Below are 14,721 nucleotides of genomic sequence, written 5' to 3' on the forward strand. Positions count from 1 at the left end.
TATACTTTTAGCTTGTGGTGGATTTTTGCATTTTTGCCATTAACCTACCCTTTTAATGTTAGGAAATCTAACGTTATTTTAATGGATGGAAGCAACAACTGCAAGTAAATGTCAAAATTTTTTTAATTTTTTTTATTTTTGAGAGGAGGATTATAGATGAGCAACTTATTTTGGATTACAGAATACTTAGAGGAAACAAAGGCCAAGTGGAGCACAATAAGCGATTATATCTGGGATCATCCTGAAACAAGGTTTGAGGAGTTCGCCTCCGCTTCTTATTTGAAGACAGCTATTCAAGGGGAAGGATTTACAATTCACGAAAAGATCGGCGGCATGGAGACCGCCTTTATGGCCGAATTTGGTTCAGGCACGCCAGTTTTCGCTTTCCTTGGTGAATTTGATGCTTTATCAGGCTTAAGTCAGGCAGATGGAACCGCGAGGGAATGTCCTCTTATTCCAAACGGCAATGGCCACGGCTGCGGTCATAACCTTCTAGGCACAGGAGCCATGGCTGCTGCTGTTGGATTGAAAAATTATGTGGCCGAAAACAATATTCCTTGCACCATTCGTTATTATGGCTGCCCTGGAGAAGAAGGCGGTTCAGGCAAAACATTCATGGTCAGATCGGGAGCATTTGATGATGTTGATTGTGCATTAACATGGCATCCAAATGACATTACCTTTGTAATGAACACCAGCTCCTTAGCGAATATTCAAGTTTACTTCCGTTTCAAAGGCAAAAGCGCACATGCTGCTGGCTCTCCTCACTTAGGAAGAAGTGCGCTTGACGCAGTAGAGCTGATGAATATTGGATCTAATTATATGAGAGAACATATAATTGACCAGGCTCGTATTCATTATGCCATCACTAACTCAGGCGGTTTGTCCCCAAATGTTGTACAAGGCTTTGCAGAGGTCCTCTATTTAATCCGCGCTCCTAAAACAGATACGGTGATAGATTTATTTGAACGAGTGAAAGATGTCGCAAAGGGAGCTGCCTTAATGACTGGCACAGAAATGGAGGTTGTTATAGATAAGGCCTGCTCCAACTATATCCCGAACAACACGCTTAATTTAGTGATGCAAGAAGCAATGCTTGAAGTCGGGCCGACAAAATTCACTGCTGCCGAAAAGCAGTTTGCGACAGAGATTCAAGCCACCCTTACTGATGAGATGCTAACAGAAGCATATAAACCTTTAAGTATGAACAGAGAGGATAATCCCTTGTTCGAGGATGTCCTTGCTTACGAACAATCAATGTCACTCATGCCAGGCTCTACTGATGTTTCCGATGTCAGCTGGGTTACACCAACAGCTCAATGCAATGTTACAACTTGCGCAATCGGAACTCCCTTTCATACTTGGCAGTTAACAGCACAAGGAAAATCAAGCAGCGCTCATAAAGGAACCTTACAGGTTGCAAAAATCCTTTTCCTTACTGCAGCTAAACTGCTTAAAGATCCGGAACTACTTATAGAAGCGAAAAAGGAGCTGCAGCAAACAGTTGGAGAAAAAGGCTATGTCTGCCCTATCCCTGATGAGGTACAGCCAGCTGCTGCGAGATAGTTACAAATATTGCCTGAGCCTCTTTCGTAGGTTTTAGGCAATATCTTTTTAAAACTGTAGCTGCAACAGTACTTTTTCGCCGGCAGTCGACTTATAATAAAGAGGACTAGCTAGTACCTTTCTTAACAAAGTCTGGAGCTGAAAAAATTTGAATATCCTCTTAAAGCGCCTTGCCCAATCTAAAGGCGAACTCAGCGAATTAGAAAAACAAGTATTGGACTATATAATTGCAAACCCAGCGCTTGTAGCTGAATCGAGCTTGGACCATTTATCAAAAGCTTTATTCATATCAACTGCTACAATAAGCAGAACATGTAAACGCTTAGGATTCAGCGGATTTCAAGACTTAAAATACAGCTTAAACAAAGATAGCGAACAAGAATTATATAAAGAAGCTGTACATCCGCCGAGCTTTTTGACAGCACATATGGACAGAGTCAAACAGGAAATGGAATGGACTTTGGAACATATTAATGAGCTTGATATTCATAAGGCAGCAAGCTTCATTCATGAAAGTAATTTTATTGAGTTCTTTGGAGTCGGAGCATCCTTGCCAACTTGCATTGATGCGGCCAGAAAACTAACCTTTGCAGGGATAATCTGCAACGCAAGAGAAGACTGGGATGAGTTAAGATGTGTCGCTAACGGGTTGTCCAATAAGGATTTAGCTATATTGGTTTCATACAGCGGAGAAACCGCTCATATTCTTGATTATGCTGCAATTCTAAAGGAAAGAGCAGTAAAAACAATTGCTATTGTCGGAAGGAAAAGCAGCCGGCTGAAGGATTTAGCAGATATTACTTTTCAAGCCCGAATTCAAAACTGTTATCTCGGAGATCTTGATATGAGTTCAAGATTTCCATTAAGTATTTTATTAGATTTTATTATCCTGACTGCATTAGAATCAGGTAAAACAGGACAGAAGGCTTCTAGGGCGTGAACCTAGCGGCTTTTTTTATGGAAAACCCGCTGTACAAAAATTGTATACCCTTACATTTCTCCCAAAACCAATTGTTCTTCTTGTCATAGACAGTTACTCTAGACACAAACATCCATGTTTTAGAAAGGAGTAAGTGATTATGAATAATGCAAAATCACGCTTTTGGGAGTTTTTCCAAGGGCTCGGAAAGACATTCATGCTTCCAGTAGCTCTGCTTGCCTTTATGGGTCTTATGCTAGGAATCGGCAGCTCCTTCACAAGCCCGTCTACAATTGAAGCTCTGCCTTTTTTAGACAACCGCTTCCTGCAAACGATATTTAGGTTTATGTCTACCATCGGAGGCTTCGCTTTCACCTATCTGCCTGTACTCTTTGCAATTGCAATCCCACTCGGATTGGCACGTTATGAAAAAGGAGTTGCTGCTTTTTCAGGATTTGTAGGCTTTGTCATTATGCATTTATCTATCAATTTTTATTTAACAGAAACAAGCCAGCTTGCAGCAGCGGAAAAACTTCGCGAAGCAGGTCAAGGCATGGTAATGGGTATTCAAACAATTGAGATGGGCGTTCTCGGCGGAATTATTGTCGGTGTAATTGTCCATTTACTGCATAGCCGTTTCTATAATATTCAGCTTCCAGATGCTTTTGCCTTCTTCGGGGGAGCAAGATTTGTGCCCATCATCACCTCTCTTACGTTAGCTGTTGTCGGCATACTTATTCCAATCATTTGGCCAATACGCCATTGCTATCACTGGAATTGGCCAGCTAATTCAAAAATCTGGAGCATTTGGTCCGTTCATATTCGGAGCAGGAGAACGTTTATTGCTCCCATTCGGACTGCATCATATTCTTGTCGCCATGATTCGATTTACAGAAGCAGGGGGCATCCAAGTTGTTGATGGGCAAACAGTAGCTGGAGCATTAAACATATTCTATGCTCAGCTGCAAAGCGGCTCTCCAATCAGTCCTTCCGCTACTGCTTTTTTGTCTCAAGGAAAAATGCCAACCTTCATGTTTGGTTTACCGGCAGTCGCACTGGCAATTTATCATACAGCCCTTCCTGATAGACGAAGCAAGATTAAAGGTTTATTGATATCTGGTGTCATTGCTACATTTGTAACTGGTATAACAGAACCGATTGAGTTCCTGTTTCTATTTCTTGCACCTGCCCTTTACGGCATTCATGTTCTATTAACAGGGTTAGGGTTTATGACGATGCATTTGCTTGGTGTCGTAATCGGGAATACAGACGGCGGTATCCTTGACTTCATTATTTTTGGAGTTCTGCAAGGAACGTATACGAAATGGTATCTCGTTCTAATAGTTGGCGCTGTTTGGTTTGCTGTTTACTATTTCATCTTCCGATATGCCATTATTAAGTTCAATTTAAAAACACCTGGCCGTGAGGATGAAGCAGTGACGACTGGGAATGAGGAGTTAACTTATCAGAAAAAAGGCAAGTATGATGCGAAAAGAATACTGTCAGCATTAGGCGGAAAAGAAAATCTTCAGTCACTCGACAATTGTATTACTAGACTGCGCCTTGTAATCAATGATATGAGCAAAATTGATGAGAAGGAATTAAAGGACTGCGGAGCACTCGGCGTGGTAAAGCTCGATAATCATAATTTACAGGTTATTATCGGCACACAAGTAGCATCTTTAAAAAATGCATTAGAAATAGAAATGGAGTAGTACCGTTTATGACATATTCCTTTGATCGGATAACAAAAAGAACTGGTACGTACTGTACACAGTGGGATTATATTGAAGACAGATTCGGAGAAGCAGACCTGTTGCCCTTCTCCATCTCTGATACAGACTTCCAAACACCGCAGGAAGTAAGCAAAGCTTTAAGCAGACGGCTGGAGCACGGCATTTTCGGCTACACAAGATGGAATCACCAGGAATTTAAAGAAGCTGTTCAAAAATGGTATCGAGAACGCTTTTCTGCAGAGCCGCAACAAGATTGGATTGTTTACAGCCCAAGTGTTATTTATACAATCGCGAAACTAATTCATGTTTTAACAGATGATGAAGATCATGTTGTTATACAGACTCCAGCATATGATGCTTTTTTTAAGATGATTACAGATAATAACAGGCGGATTTCTGCAAATCCACTAGTTGTAAAAGACGGGAAATATCACATTGATTTTGCTGACTTAGAAAACAGGCTTGCCCACAATAAAGCGAAAGTGCTTTTGCTGTGCAGCCCACATAACCCGACAGGCAGAGTTTGGACAGAAAATGAGCTTGAACAAATCATTAATCTTTGCAGGAAATATCATGTTTTTATTATCAGCGATGAAATTCATATGGATATTGTGCTGCAGCCTAATAAGCATACTCCCATCATCAGCAAAGCAACAGCGCTTGAAAATGTATGCATATGTACCTCTGCCAGCAAAACATTCAATATTCCAGGACTTATTGGTTCGTATGCCATTATCCCAAGTGAGCATATAAGAGATGAATTTTTGCTAACATTAAAAAATCGTGATGGCCTTTCCTCCACAAGCATATTAGGATTGACTGCAACGATAGAGGCCTATCAGTCTTGCGGCAGTTGGGTGGATCAACTGAATGACTATATTAAAAATAACATGCTGTTTATACAGGCATATTTAGAAAAGCAGCAATTAGGAGCGACGCTGCAAATTCCAGAAGCAACTTACTTAGCATGGATTAATATCGAAAACATGCCATATACCCCAAAACAAGTTCAGCACGCCCTTATCCATGAAGGTAAAGTGGCTATCATGGCCGGAGATACCTACGGAGCTGAAGGAAGGAGCTTCTTGAGGCTGAATGCTGGCTGTCCGCAATCAAAGCTTGCAGATGGCTTAGCACGTTTCACACAAGCTATTAACTTTTTAAAGAAAAGCTAAAAAAACCGGAGAGCAGCCCTCTCCGGTTTTTTCATTAAATGCTGATATCTCTTTTTTGGAAAAAGAAAAATGTGATAAACATAAAGATAAGGTAGTAAATTCCAAGAATTCCTAATGACATCGGCATCGTGATATTTTCTAAGATTTTATCCTGCACTACGAATACAGTCTGATCTAAGTGCGGGAAAATTAACGCTTTTGTCCATGTGTACTTTTCTGAAAAACCAACAATTAATGCTCCTGCAGTCGAAGAAAAGAATAGTACAAATACACCAATTCCAACTGCAATTGCTTGGTTCTTAAACAATGTAGACAGCATAAATGCCAGCGTAAGGACCATGATAAGCCCTGGCAAATAGTATAGAAGGCTTTGGAAGAAATATGCTCCACCAGCTACAGCTTCCATTTCAAAAGTAGTAGGATTTTGCACCGACAATTTTCCACTAAAGTCATCAATACCAAAGAAGGCAATGCTCACTAAATAGCCTATTCCAATTAGTACCGCAATCAAAAACGCAGAATAAATAAGAAGCGCAATATATTTTGACAGCAGGATTGCCCATCTTCTATGAGGCCGAATCAGCAGCTGCTTAATTGTGCCATCGGAAAACTCAGACGATATATTCCCTGCACAAACAATTACTACAAAAAGAGTAATAAGAGACTTCAATGCAATTCCATAATAATCCAAATATGACCAGCTTGTCGTATAGGGATTCACATTGTCATTTAAATTGCCATTAAAACTGTCGATTTCGGCTTGGATATCCTCCTTTGCCTTTGTCGTATAATCATCTTCTGGAATATCCTCATAGCTTGGAGCTTTTTCCATTTCCTTCTCCAGCTGGTCTATTTCCGTTTGAACCTGCACCTTCCAATCATCTTCTGTTTGCTGTGTGCTAGTTTTCAACTCAAGTACAGCAGTTCCAACTAATGCAATAATAAGTATAATGGCAAAAATCCAGCTCATCTTCTTTTCAAATATCTTTATCAGTTCATTCTGGACTAACCCAATCATCGTACTGCTTCCTCTCCTTTTTTATTCGTGATTTCTAGGAATCTGTCTTCTAATGTCGCTTTCGCCGCATTTATTCCGTACACAGAAATTCCCTTTTCCACAAATAGTTTGTTCACAGCCGGAATGGAAGACCTCGACAGTTTTACTGTTAACAGTTCCTTTTTAAGCGAAACCTCCTCAAAAGCTACTGCGCTGCTTTTCAGCAGTTCTAGTGCATTATTAGCCTCATCTATTTCAAAGGTCACTTCTCTTAGCTCATCTACTCCCTCAGCGACTGTTTCATCCATAGAGGAGATGTGGATAAGCTTACCTTTTTCAATGATTGCAAAGCGATGACACATGAGCTGCATTTCCGAAAGCAAATGTGATGATACGAGCACAGATATCCCTGTTGCTGCCAGTTCATGAAGATAGTCACGGAACTCTCTTATTCCTTGTGGATCAAGACCGTTTGTTGGTTCATCCAGAATTAGGATCGCAGGATTATGCAGAAGGGCTTGTGCAACGCCAAGACGCTGTCTCATTCCTAAGGAATATGTTTTTACCTTTTGGTGGATAGCATTATCCAGTCCTACAAGCTTAACGACTTCTGTAATTCTGCTTTCCGAAATTTCTTCTTTTGCCATTCTGGCATAATGGCGCAAATTCTTATAGCCGCTCATATATTTATAGAATTCAGGGTTTTCAACAATGGCCCCTAAGCTGCTCATCGCCTCAGCGAAGGAAGCGTCTAGATTATGTCCGTTAATGACAACCTCGCCTTCTGTTCTGTTAATCAAGCTGACTATCATTCTAATAATAGTTGTTTTTCCCGCACCATTCGGGCCAAGCAGTCCGAAAATCTCTCCCTTTTCCACCGCAAAACTGACCTTATCTACAATCGTTTTGCTTCTGATTTTCTTTGTGAGATTTTTTACCTCTAATGCATATTGAGACATGTTAAACTCCTCTCTTTTTTTAAGATCCTATGTGTACCCCACCTTATCTGTCATATACTATTACGAGTTTGCCTTTTAATAAGTTTCATTTATTTGGAAAAAATTTATATACTTGTAAGCAAACTCCATAAAAAAACCAGGTTCCAGTAAAACGGAAACCTGGCTGTTAATCTATTGTTAAACTGCAGTAGTGGGAATGGAATTGATGACTTCTTGAACAGGCACATACTCCAGCCCAAGATCCTTCGCTACAGGAGCATATGTTATATGTCCATTAAAGGTATTAACACCTTGCTTGATTGCGTAGTTGTTCTGGATTGCATTGACAGCTCCTTGATTGGCAATTTGCAGCGCATATGGGACCGTGACGTTAGTTAGAGCAATTGTTGATGTTCTCGGCACCGCACCTGGCATATTAGCAACAGCATAGTGAACGACACCATGCTTTACATATGTCGGATTATCATGTGTGGTAATATGGTCTACTGTCTCAAAGATTCCGCCTTGATCGATTGCCACATCGACAATCACAGAGCCTGGAGCCATCTTCTTAACCATTTCTTCCGTCACAAGCTTCGGCGCTTTAGCACCAGGGATAAGAACAGCCCCGATTACTAAATCGGACTCTGCTACAGCTGCTTCAATATTTGCCGGGTTAGACATAACTGTGTTTAGGCTTGACCCAAATTGATTATCCAATTCTCTTAATCTTTCCGGATTCAAGTCCAACAACGTTACATTTGCCCCAAGACCAACTGCAACTTTCACAGCGTTCGCGCCGACAATACCACCTCCGATGATTGTCACATTACCGCGCTTCACACCAGGCACCCCTGCAAGCAGGATCCCTTTGCCGCCATGGGGCTGCTCAAGAAACTGGGCACCAATCTGAACAGCCATTCTGCCTGCAACCTCACTCATCGGTGTAAGCAGCGGCAGTTTGCCATTCACTTCAATTGTTTCATAAGCAATGCCTGTTACTCCCTTTTCTGTCAAGGCTGCAGCCAATTCCTTTTCTGCAGCTAAGTGCAGGTACGTAAACAAGATGAGCCCTTTGCGGAAGTAGCCATACTCTGATTGCAGCGGTTCCTTTACTTTCATGATCATCTCTGCAGAATTCCATACCTCTTTTGCATTTTCAGCAACCTTCGCCCCAGCCGCTGCATACTCAGCATCTGTAAAACCGCTGCCTGCACCAGCATTTGTCTCGACTAAGATTTCATGATTGCTATTTTTTAAGTAAGCAACTCCAGATGGAGTAATTGCAACCCTGTTTTCGTTGTTTTTTATCTCTTTCGGAATACCAATAATCAATCCAATCCACCCCTTGTCAGTTTTCCTTACTTTAATTGTTAGTTATCTTATAATTATAATAGGACGGATTGTGAAATTAATCATTGGTAAAAAGGATAAAAGTAAAGATGAGCCTTTGTGAAAATTCACAAAACTTAAAAACAAGGGTTTAATTCTGTCGCCAGCGCAGCAGCTTCAAATCGAGATACAGCATGAATTTTTGAGAAGGGACGGACAGGTCAACTTCCATTATTTCAGTAATCCGCTTTAATCGATAGGTTAATGTATTAGTATGTATATGAAGCCGTGCTGCTGTTTTTTGCATGCTTTCACTCTCATCCAAAAAGGCTTCCAAGGTAACTAAAAGCTCTGTATTATGACTCTTATCATATTCTCTTAATCTTTTAATCGCTATATTGTCGAACCCATCCTGAACTCGTTTTTCCAACAGGACGTCCATAAATTGATAAATTCCTAATTCCTGATAAGCAGAAAAAGACTCTGCCTCTTCTGGGAACTTCTCCTTAACCTCCACGACTTTTTTCGCTTCCTTAAAGCATTTCTTTACATGGTTCCATTCAGAATATATGCTGCCATATCCGCCGTACACGCCTTCTATATGAAATTTTTCCGCTAAGCTTTTGGGGAAATTTTCAATGAACTGCTTAAATACTGCAGCAGGGCTGATTTGTCTGTCTACTGTGCTTGCTAGCAAAATCAGCTCATGATCATCCATCGTATAGAGAATGATTTTTATATCATCCATTACTTTAAGCAAATATATGATTTGCTTTTCCATATCCTTGCTGATAATTTCTTTAAAGTTAAAAACCATAATCGTAAATTTATTGCTTGTGTAATTTAGCTCTAACAGCTTTTGATTAGCCTCATGGTCGCTCACATGACCAGTAAGAAGCTTCCAAAAGAATTCCTGATCATCATGGGTTGACGGTCTTTTGCTTTTCCCAAACCGCGATAACAGATGCTTCGCGACGGCAGCAGCGTTCTGTAATATTTCCATTTGACTGTCTGTAAGAGGCTGATCCCATTCAATAGCCCAAATATACCCAATGACTTCATCCCCTCGCCATATAGAAACAGCCACTCTGCTTCCAAGACCAATCTCTTTTTTTCCTTCGATTCTGATTGGCTTTTTGCTTTGGAGGAGACTTGGGATAACTCCGTCTTTCCATAAGCGGTTTATTACTTTCTCAGGAACCCGTCTGCTTATAATGGTAGAAATTCTGACAGTATCGGTTTCCTCCCCATGACTGCTGTATACAAGCACACGATGATGTGTATCTTCAAGCGTTATCGAGCATCCGAGCAATTCACTGACATGGTCTACAAAACTTTCAAGAGAATCGTACATCTCCCGCCGGAAAGGATTTATTGGCTGATTAGGCATTGATTTGCTCCCTTCTTCCTTTGGAATGGTTATTTAGCTTTTCTACTATTCTATATGGATTAGGTTATGTACAACAACACTATAATTATAGTTAGCTTCAAATCGAGCGTACCAACTGGAGCCTGCTGCATGAAAAAATGAGCCGAGATCCTGGCTCATTTTCTGTATACTATCTCAAAGCAACTCCATATTTTCTGGCAATTTTACTTCAGACAGAATTCTCGTCTCCTCCTGTCTTTCCTCATAATAGGAGCTGCCGTTTTTCAGTCTAGAGTCTAAATAGGCAGGATGTGTCATCACTTCCACTGTTTTGCCATCTTCCACTCTATCTTGGAGCTTTTCAAAATAATCCTCTGTAACTCCCTCACCGTAAAAATCAGCAATTAAAATATCTGTAACTGTTTTTATATCTGTAAAATGGGGACCAGCAATCCGGACTGGAACATCATACTTTTCTGACAGCCTTTTAATAACAGGATAAAACTCTTTGATACCATGGACATGATGATGGCTGTCAAAATGCGACGGTTTCAGGTCTGCAGCCAAAAACTTTTCTATTTGCGCCGTCCATTCCCGCTCCAAGTCCTCATGTGAAATTTCCTCTGGATGCTCATATACCTCCTTTTGCTTCTTAAAAAAACCATCATCACCAATAAGGCTTGAAGCACTAGTCAGCGGTTTTCCCAATGTGAGGACAAGATGGACTCCCACCTTTAAAGAAGGTGTAGCTTTAGCAATCTCAAGGGCATGCTCCGTTCCTGCTGCATTCATCATCATTGTTGCGGAATTGACAATCCCGTTTAAGTGAGTATCAAGAATCCCGTAGTTAACACCTCTGGAAAAACCGAAATCATCCGCATTTACAAGCAATTTAATCATGCTAGTTCCCCTTTGCTCTCATTTATTTTTTAATCATCTACTTTATATATTTTGGCATAAAACCCACTGGAATGAAAGCGCTTTTATTCGGTAACTTACTCACATAATAAGCCAGGCCCATTACAGACCTGGCTTTGCTTATTAATACTACTTTGACAACTTCTCCACAAATTGCATATCAATTAGCTCTTCGTATTTATAGCCTTCTTTATATACACCGGTTTTCTCCACAACATCCATCGGCTTTGCCAATGCTTCTTCAGAAATGAAGCCATCCTTGCTCCATAGCTGATCTGCATAGGCCCGGTCAAGAGAAGCCTTTAAGCTTTCGTCAGATGTAGTCGGAAATTCTTTTTTCAAAGCTTCCATAGCCAAATCATGGTCTTCATCAACCGTCTTCAGTCCTTTAAGCATTGCTTTGACAAAGCTTTCGACCACTTCCGGCTCATTCTCAATCGTTGATTTTTTGACACTGATTACAGAATAAGGATAGTCTCCTAAACTAGGAAAGCTATAGAACGGTTCATTCCAGACTCCTTTATTAATGCCTTCTGTTATTTGCGGTTCTCCGCCATTGGCAATATCGGCCTGCCCAGATTCAACAAGGGAGACAACTGCGCTTGCATCAGCAGGCTCCTCAAGCTTCACATCTTTATCCGGGTCTAAACCAAGCTCGAGCAGCAGCCATCTTGTCAAAAGATTTGGGCTGCCGCCATACCGGCCGGCGGCAATTGTTTTTCCTTCCAAATAACTTGCCAGTTCCGCTTCATTTGTACTGTCTATTGGTTCATCAGAGCTGCCCATTAAATACACATTAGCTCGATTGACGACATTCACGACTCCTTGAATCGGATCAGAGCTGCCTGGATTCGCCATTTGGTTTGAATCAGGTCCGGCAATATTGCCCCAAGCATCTCCACTCACAAGGGATGTGACGTGGGCTCCTCCTGTAGCAGTAATGACTTCCACTTCCAGTCCCTCTTCCTCAAAATACCCCTCCTGTATGGCTAAATAAAGAGGCAGATAACCAATTAAATGAACAGGTTCGGCTATGACAATCTTCTTCAAGCCTTCCTCTGTCCCGCCACCAGAATCTTTTGAAGCACAGCCTGCAAGCAGCATCATAAGGCCTAATAAAGCAATCAGCAGCAGTTTGCCTTTCCGCACCATAAATCCCCCTTTTTTCTAAGTTGCGATTAGCCATCTCCCGGGAAAACACATCTTATTAAAGTTGCTGATACTTGTTCTAATAAAGGATGGTCATCGGTAAAATATATGGGAGGCAGCATTGTCTATATTCATGAATCTTACCTCCTGGCTCCAATTATTACGGAGCATTCCTGCCCTTTAACAGTATTTTCTCCACCCAGACCGTCGCGAAATACATTAGAATCGACAGTAAGGACAAGACAACAACTCCTACCCAGACGAGATTGATATTCATAATTTGTCCTGCATAAAGAATCATTCTGCCAATTCCTTGTCTGGAGCTGATAAATTCTCCGACAATTGTTCCTGCCAAGGCAAGGGCAATATTTATTTTTAATGAGCTCACAATCCATGGCATGCTTGTTGGAATAACAACCTTTGTGAATACGTGCCAGCGCTTTGCGCCAAGCGAATACATGAGCTTCTCTAAATCCTTATCAACTGCTTTCACACCGCTGTATGCAGCTAGTGCTGTGACGATAACCGTCATCATGAAGGCAAGCACCACTTTAGAGCTGAAGCCAATCCCAAAGAGAATAACTAGCACTGGTGCAAGAGCAAGCTTTGGAACCGCGTTAAATGCAATTAAATATGGCTCTGAAATGCGCGAGTAATAGTAGGACCACCAAAAGGATAAACCAAGCAGTGCACCAATAAAGGTTCCAAGAATAAAGCCGAGTACAGTCGATCCGCTTGTATAAATTAAATCATCGAGCAATGTTCCTTCTGTAAATGCTGTATATGCCGTACTCCATATAGTTGACGGACTGCTCCAATAATAAGAGTCAATAATCTGCCATCTAGCAAACAGTTCCCAAAACACAATCAGTAAAACTCCTAAAGCCCATTGTCCGTATAAGGTAATGCGTGATCTTCTTTTTGCTGCTTTCTCTTCATCTTCTATATACGGAAGGGGATTTTGATTCTGCTGCGCCAACGAAGACTCCTCCTTTCCTTTATTTTTCTGTTTTCAGCGTTTGCAGTACATGCTCTTTTAAATCAATAAATTCAGTGCTTAATAAGGTTTGGGCACTTCTCGGTCTTGCTAGAGGGACAGTGACCTTCTCCTTAATTGTTCCTGGTCTAGAAGACATGATATAAATATCATCAGACAGGAAAATCGCTTCATCAATGTCATGTGTAATGAAAAGAATGGTCTTTTTAAAATCCGTCCATATTTGCAAAAGCCATTCCTGCATTAATAGTCTTGTTTGCGCATCAAGAGCACCAAACGGTTCATCTAATAAAATGATATCCTGGTCATACAGCAGTGTCCTGAGCAAAGCCGCTCTTTGTCTCATTCCCCCGGAGAGTTCATCGGGAAAGTGATTTTCGAAACCGCCTAATCCGTACTTTTCTAATAGGGGAGCCGCCTGGCTGATTGCTTCTTTTTTAGAAACACCTTTTATCTCCAATCCTAAAATGACATTATGCATGATCGACCTCCAAGGCAGCAGCAAATCCTTCTGCAGCATATAGCCTACATAGCCGTTCTTGCCGACAATATCTTTACCGTCAAGCAGCACCTCCCCTGTGGAAGGTTTGATTAACCCAGCAATGATATTAAATAGAGTTGATTTTCCACAGCCGCTTGGACCTATGATGCTGACAAATCTTCCTTCTGGAACTTGCAAGCTTGCATCTTTTAAAGCATAGAAGTCTTTACTGTCCTTCCTGAAAATCTTGCTGCTGTTTTTAACCTCTAACTTATACACTTTTAAACCTCCTGTCTTAAAACACTTTTCATCCAACTCCTGGCCTTAATGTATAATTATTCTAGGCGATATCATTATGTGCGCAAAAATCAATGGGCATTTTATTTATCACAAGACTGACAACAAGCTGACTGCATTTATTTGCTATACTATATGTAAATATTTATTAGAGAGGAACGTCGAAATGGAAAAAAATGCTTTAGTGATCGGCGCAACAGGGCTTGTCGGAAGGGAGCTTGTACAGCTGCTTGCAAGAGAGAACAAGTACAGCACAATAACCGTACTGACAAGAAGGAAAAGCTTTGATCATCCTTTAATAAAGGAAGTAGTCGCAGATTTCAGCAAGCTGTCCGCATACAAACAAGAGTTTGCAGTTGATGATGTTTTTTGCTGTATAGGAACAACAATAAAAAAGGCAGGTAGCCAGGCAGAAATGACAAAAATTGATTTGGAATATCCTGTGGAAATTGCTAAGCTCGCATTTGGGATGGGAGCAAAACAGCTGCTTGCAATCAGTGCAATTGGAGCTGATTCAAGCTCTAAAATATTCTATAGCAGACTCAAGGGAGAATTCGAAGAGCATCTTCAAGAAATCGGTTTTCCATCTCTGACAATTGTAAGACCTTCCCTTCTCCTTGGTGCAAGAGGTGAGTTTCGTCTTGGAGAAAAGCTGAGCTCTTACTTGCTGCCGCCTCTGCACTTTATGTTCGTTGGCCGTTTGAGGAAGTATCGGGGCATTAAAGCGCAAACTGTTGCAGCTGCAATGAGCAAGCTTGCTGCAGAAAACAAAAGCGGTGTGCATATACTTGAATCAGATGAAATTGAAAGACGCGCTTAATGCTACTTATATATTAACTTTGATTGG

At 41.0% G+C, this 14,721-nt stretch carries 13 protein-coding genes and 1 pseudogene; 6 read left to right on the forward strand and 8 right to left on the reverse strand.

Annotated features, from left to right (window positions below; translation table 11 throughout):
* Nucleotides 1-156: 156 nt before the first annotated feature.
* From L8T27_RS18655 to L8T27_RS18670, 5 genes and pseudogenes are all read left to right on the forward strand, one after another.
* Nucleotides 157-1,566 carry a M20 family metallopeptidase gene (locus tag L8T27_RS18655; protein ID WP_237942093.1) on the forward strand — a complete coding sequence of 470 codons (1,410 nt, stop codon included), beginning with the start codon at nucleotides 157-159 and terminating at the stop codon, nucleotides 1,564-1,566.
* A 148-nt stretch (nucleotides 1,567-1,714) separates the two neighbouring features.
* Nucleotides 1,715-2,506: a MurR/RpiR family transcriptional regulator gene (locus L8T27_RS18660; RefSeq protein ID WP_237942094.1), complete on the forward strand. Its 792-nt coding sequence runs from the start codon at nucleotides 1,715-1,717 to the stop codon at nucleotides 2,504-2,506.
* Nucleotides 2,507-2,738: 232 nt separating this feature from the next.
* Nucleotides 2,739-3,645 (forward strand): annotated as a pseudogene (locus L8T27_RS28750) (PTS transporter subunit EIIC); the annotation flags it as partial.
* 75 nt (nucleotides 3,646-3,720) lie between these two features.
* Complete coding sequence (locus L8T27_RS28755; protein WP_282581440.1) at nucleotides 3,721-4,200, forward strand: glucose PTS transporter subunit EIIB; 480 nt, start codon at nucleotides 3,721-3,723, stop codon at nucleotides 4,198-4,200.
* Nucleotides 4,201-4,208: 8 nt separating this feature from the next.
* Nucleotides 4,209-5,396, forward strand: a complete 1,188-nt coding sequence (locus L8T27_RS18670) for a MalY/PatB family protein (RefSeq protein WP_233316004.1) — start codon at nucleotides 4,209-4,211, stop codon at nucleotides 5,394-5,396.
* Nucleotides 5,397-5,430: 34 nt separating this feature from the next.
* On the opposite strand, the gene L8T27_RS18675 is transcribed toward L8T27_RS18670, so the two are convergent.
* The 8 genes from L8T27_RS18675 to L8T27_RS18710 all read right to left on the reverse strand — a co-directional run bounded on the left by L8T27_RS18675 (nucleotide 5,431) and on the right by L8T27_RS18710 (nucleotide 13,856).
* Entirely contained in the window at nucleotides 5,431-6,414 is a 984-nt protein-coding gene (locus tag L8T27_RS18675) for an ABC transporter permease (protein ID WP_233316005.1), read from the reverse strand.
* Nucleotides 6,411-7,352, reverse strand: coding sequence for an ABC transporter ATP-binding protein (locus tag L8T27_RS18680; protein WP_233316006.1), 942 nt, complete (start codon nucleotides 7,350-7,352; stop codon nucleotides 6,411-6,413). Before L8T27_RS18680 ends, L8T27_RS18675 begins: the two co-directional genes overlap by 4 nt.
* Nucleotides 7,353-7,529: 177 nt before the next feature.
* Nucleotides 7,530-8,666 (reverse strand): alanine dehydrogenase, encoded by a 1,137-nt coding sequence (ald, locus tag L8T27_RS18685; protein ID WP_237942095.1) that lies wholly within the window; start codon nucleotides 8,664-8,666, stop codon nucleotides 7,530-7,532.
* A 148-nt stretch (nucleotides 8,667-8,814) separates the two neighbouring features.
* Nucleotides 8,815-10,053 carry a PucR family transcriptional regulator gene (locus tag L8T27_RS18690; protein WP_237942096.1) on the reverse strand — a complete coding sequence of 413 codons (1,239 nt, stop codon included), beginning with the start codon at nucleotides 10,051-10,053 and terminating at the stop codon, nucleotides 8,815-8,817.
* A 174-nt stretch (nucleotides 10,054-10,227) separates the two neighbouring features.
* Entirely contained in the window at nucleotides 10,228-10,932 is a 705-nt protein-coding gene (chbG, locus tag L8T27_RS18695; RefSeq protein WP_237942097.1) for a chitin disaccharide deacetylase, read from the reverse strand.
* Nucleotides 10,933-11,079: 147 nt separating this feature from the next.
* Nucleotides 11,080-12,102 (reverse strand): ABC transporter substrate-binding protein, encoded by a 1,023-nt coding sequence (locus L8T27_RS18700; protein ID WP_233316010.1) that lies wholly within the window; start codon nucleotides 12,100-12,102, stop codon nucleotides 11,080-11,082.
* Nucleotides 12,103-12,259: 157 nt separating this feature from the next.
* Nucleotides 12,260-13,078, reverse strand: a complete 819-nt coding sequence (locus tag L8T27_RS18705; protein ID WP_233316011.1) for an ABC transporter permease — start codon at nucleotides 13,076-13,078, stop codon at nucleotides 12,260-12,262.
* 19 nt (nucleotides 13,079-13,097) lie between these two features.
* Nucleotides 13,098-13,856, reverse strand: coding sequence for an ABC transporter ATP-binding protein (locus tag L8T27_RS18710; protein ID WP_233316012.1), 759 nt, complete (start codon nucleotides 13,854-13,856; stop codon nucleotides 13,098-13,100).
* 184 nt (nucleotides 13,857-14,040) lie between these two features.
* On the opposite strand from L8T27_RS18710, the gene L8T27_RS18715 reads away from it, so the two are divergent.
* Nucleotides 14,041-14,694 (forward strand): oxidoreductase, encoded by a 654-nt coding sequence (locus L8T27_RS18715; RefSeq protein ID WP_237942098.1) that lies wholly within the window; start codon nucleotides 14,041-14,043, stop codon nucleotides 14,692-14,694.
* The last annotated feature ends 27 nt before the right edge of the window (nucleotides 14,695-14,721 follow it).

Origin of the sequence: Niallia sp. Man26 (assembly GCF_022049065.2) — a bacterium.
In the GTDB taxonomy this organism is placed as follows: Bacteria; Bacillota; Bacilli; order Bacillales; family Cytobacillaceae; genus Niallia.

Excerpts from the sequence above, each read along its gene's own strand:
- L8T27_RS18655 (WP_237942093.1), top strand. The coding sequence starts at position 157 with ATGAGCAACTTATTTTGGATTACAGAATACTTAGAGGAAACAAAGGCC.
- L8T27_RS18670 (WP_233316004.1), top strand. The coding sequence starts at position 4,209 with ATGACATATTCCTTTGATCGGATAACAAAAAGAACTGGTACGTACTGT.
- L8T27_RS18715 (WP_237942098.1), top strand. The coding sequence starts at position 14,041 with ATGGAAAAAAATGCTTTAGTGATCGGCGCAACAGGGCTTGTCGGAAGG.
- L8T27_RS18680 (WP_233316006.1), bottom strand. The coding sequence starts at position 7,352 with ATGTCTCAATATGCATTAGAGGTAAAAAATCTCACAAAGAAAATCAGA.
- L8T27_RS18690 (WP_237942096.1), bottom strand. The coding sequence starts at position 10,053 with ATGCCTAATCAGCCAATAAATCCTTTCCGGCGGGAGATGTACGATTCT.
- L8T27_RS28755 (WP_282581440.1), top strand. The coding sequence starts at position 3,721 with ATGCATTTGCTTGGTGTCGTAATCGGGAATACAGACGGCGGTATCCTT.
- L8T27_RS18700 (WP_233316010.1), bottom strand. The coding sequence starts at position 12,102 with ATGGTGCGGAAAGGCAAACTGCTGCTGATTGCTTTATTAGGCCTTATG.
- L8T27_RS18675 (WP_233316005.1), bottom strand. The coding sequence starts at position 6,414 with ATGATTGGGTTAGTCCAGAATGAACTGATAAAGATATTTGAAAAGAAG.
- chbG (WP_237942097.1), bottom strand. The coding sequence starts at position 10,932 with ATGATTAAATTGCTTGTAAATGCGGATGATTTCGGTTTTTCCAGAGGT.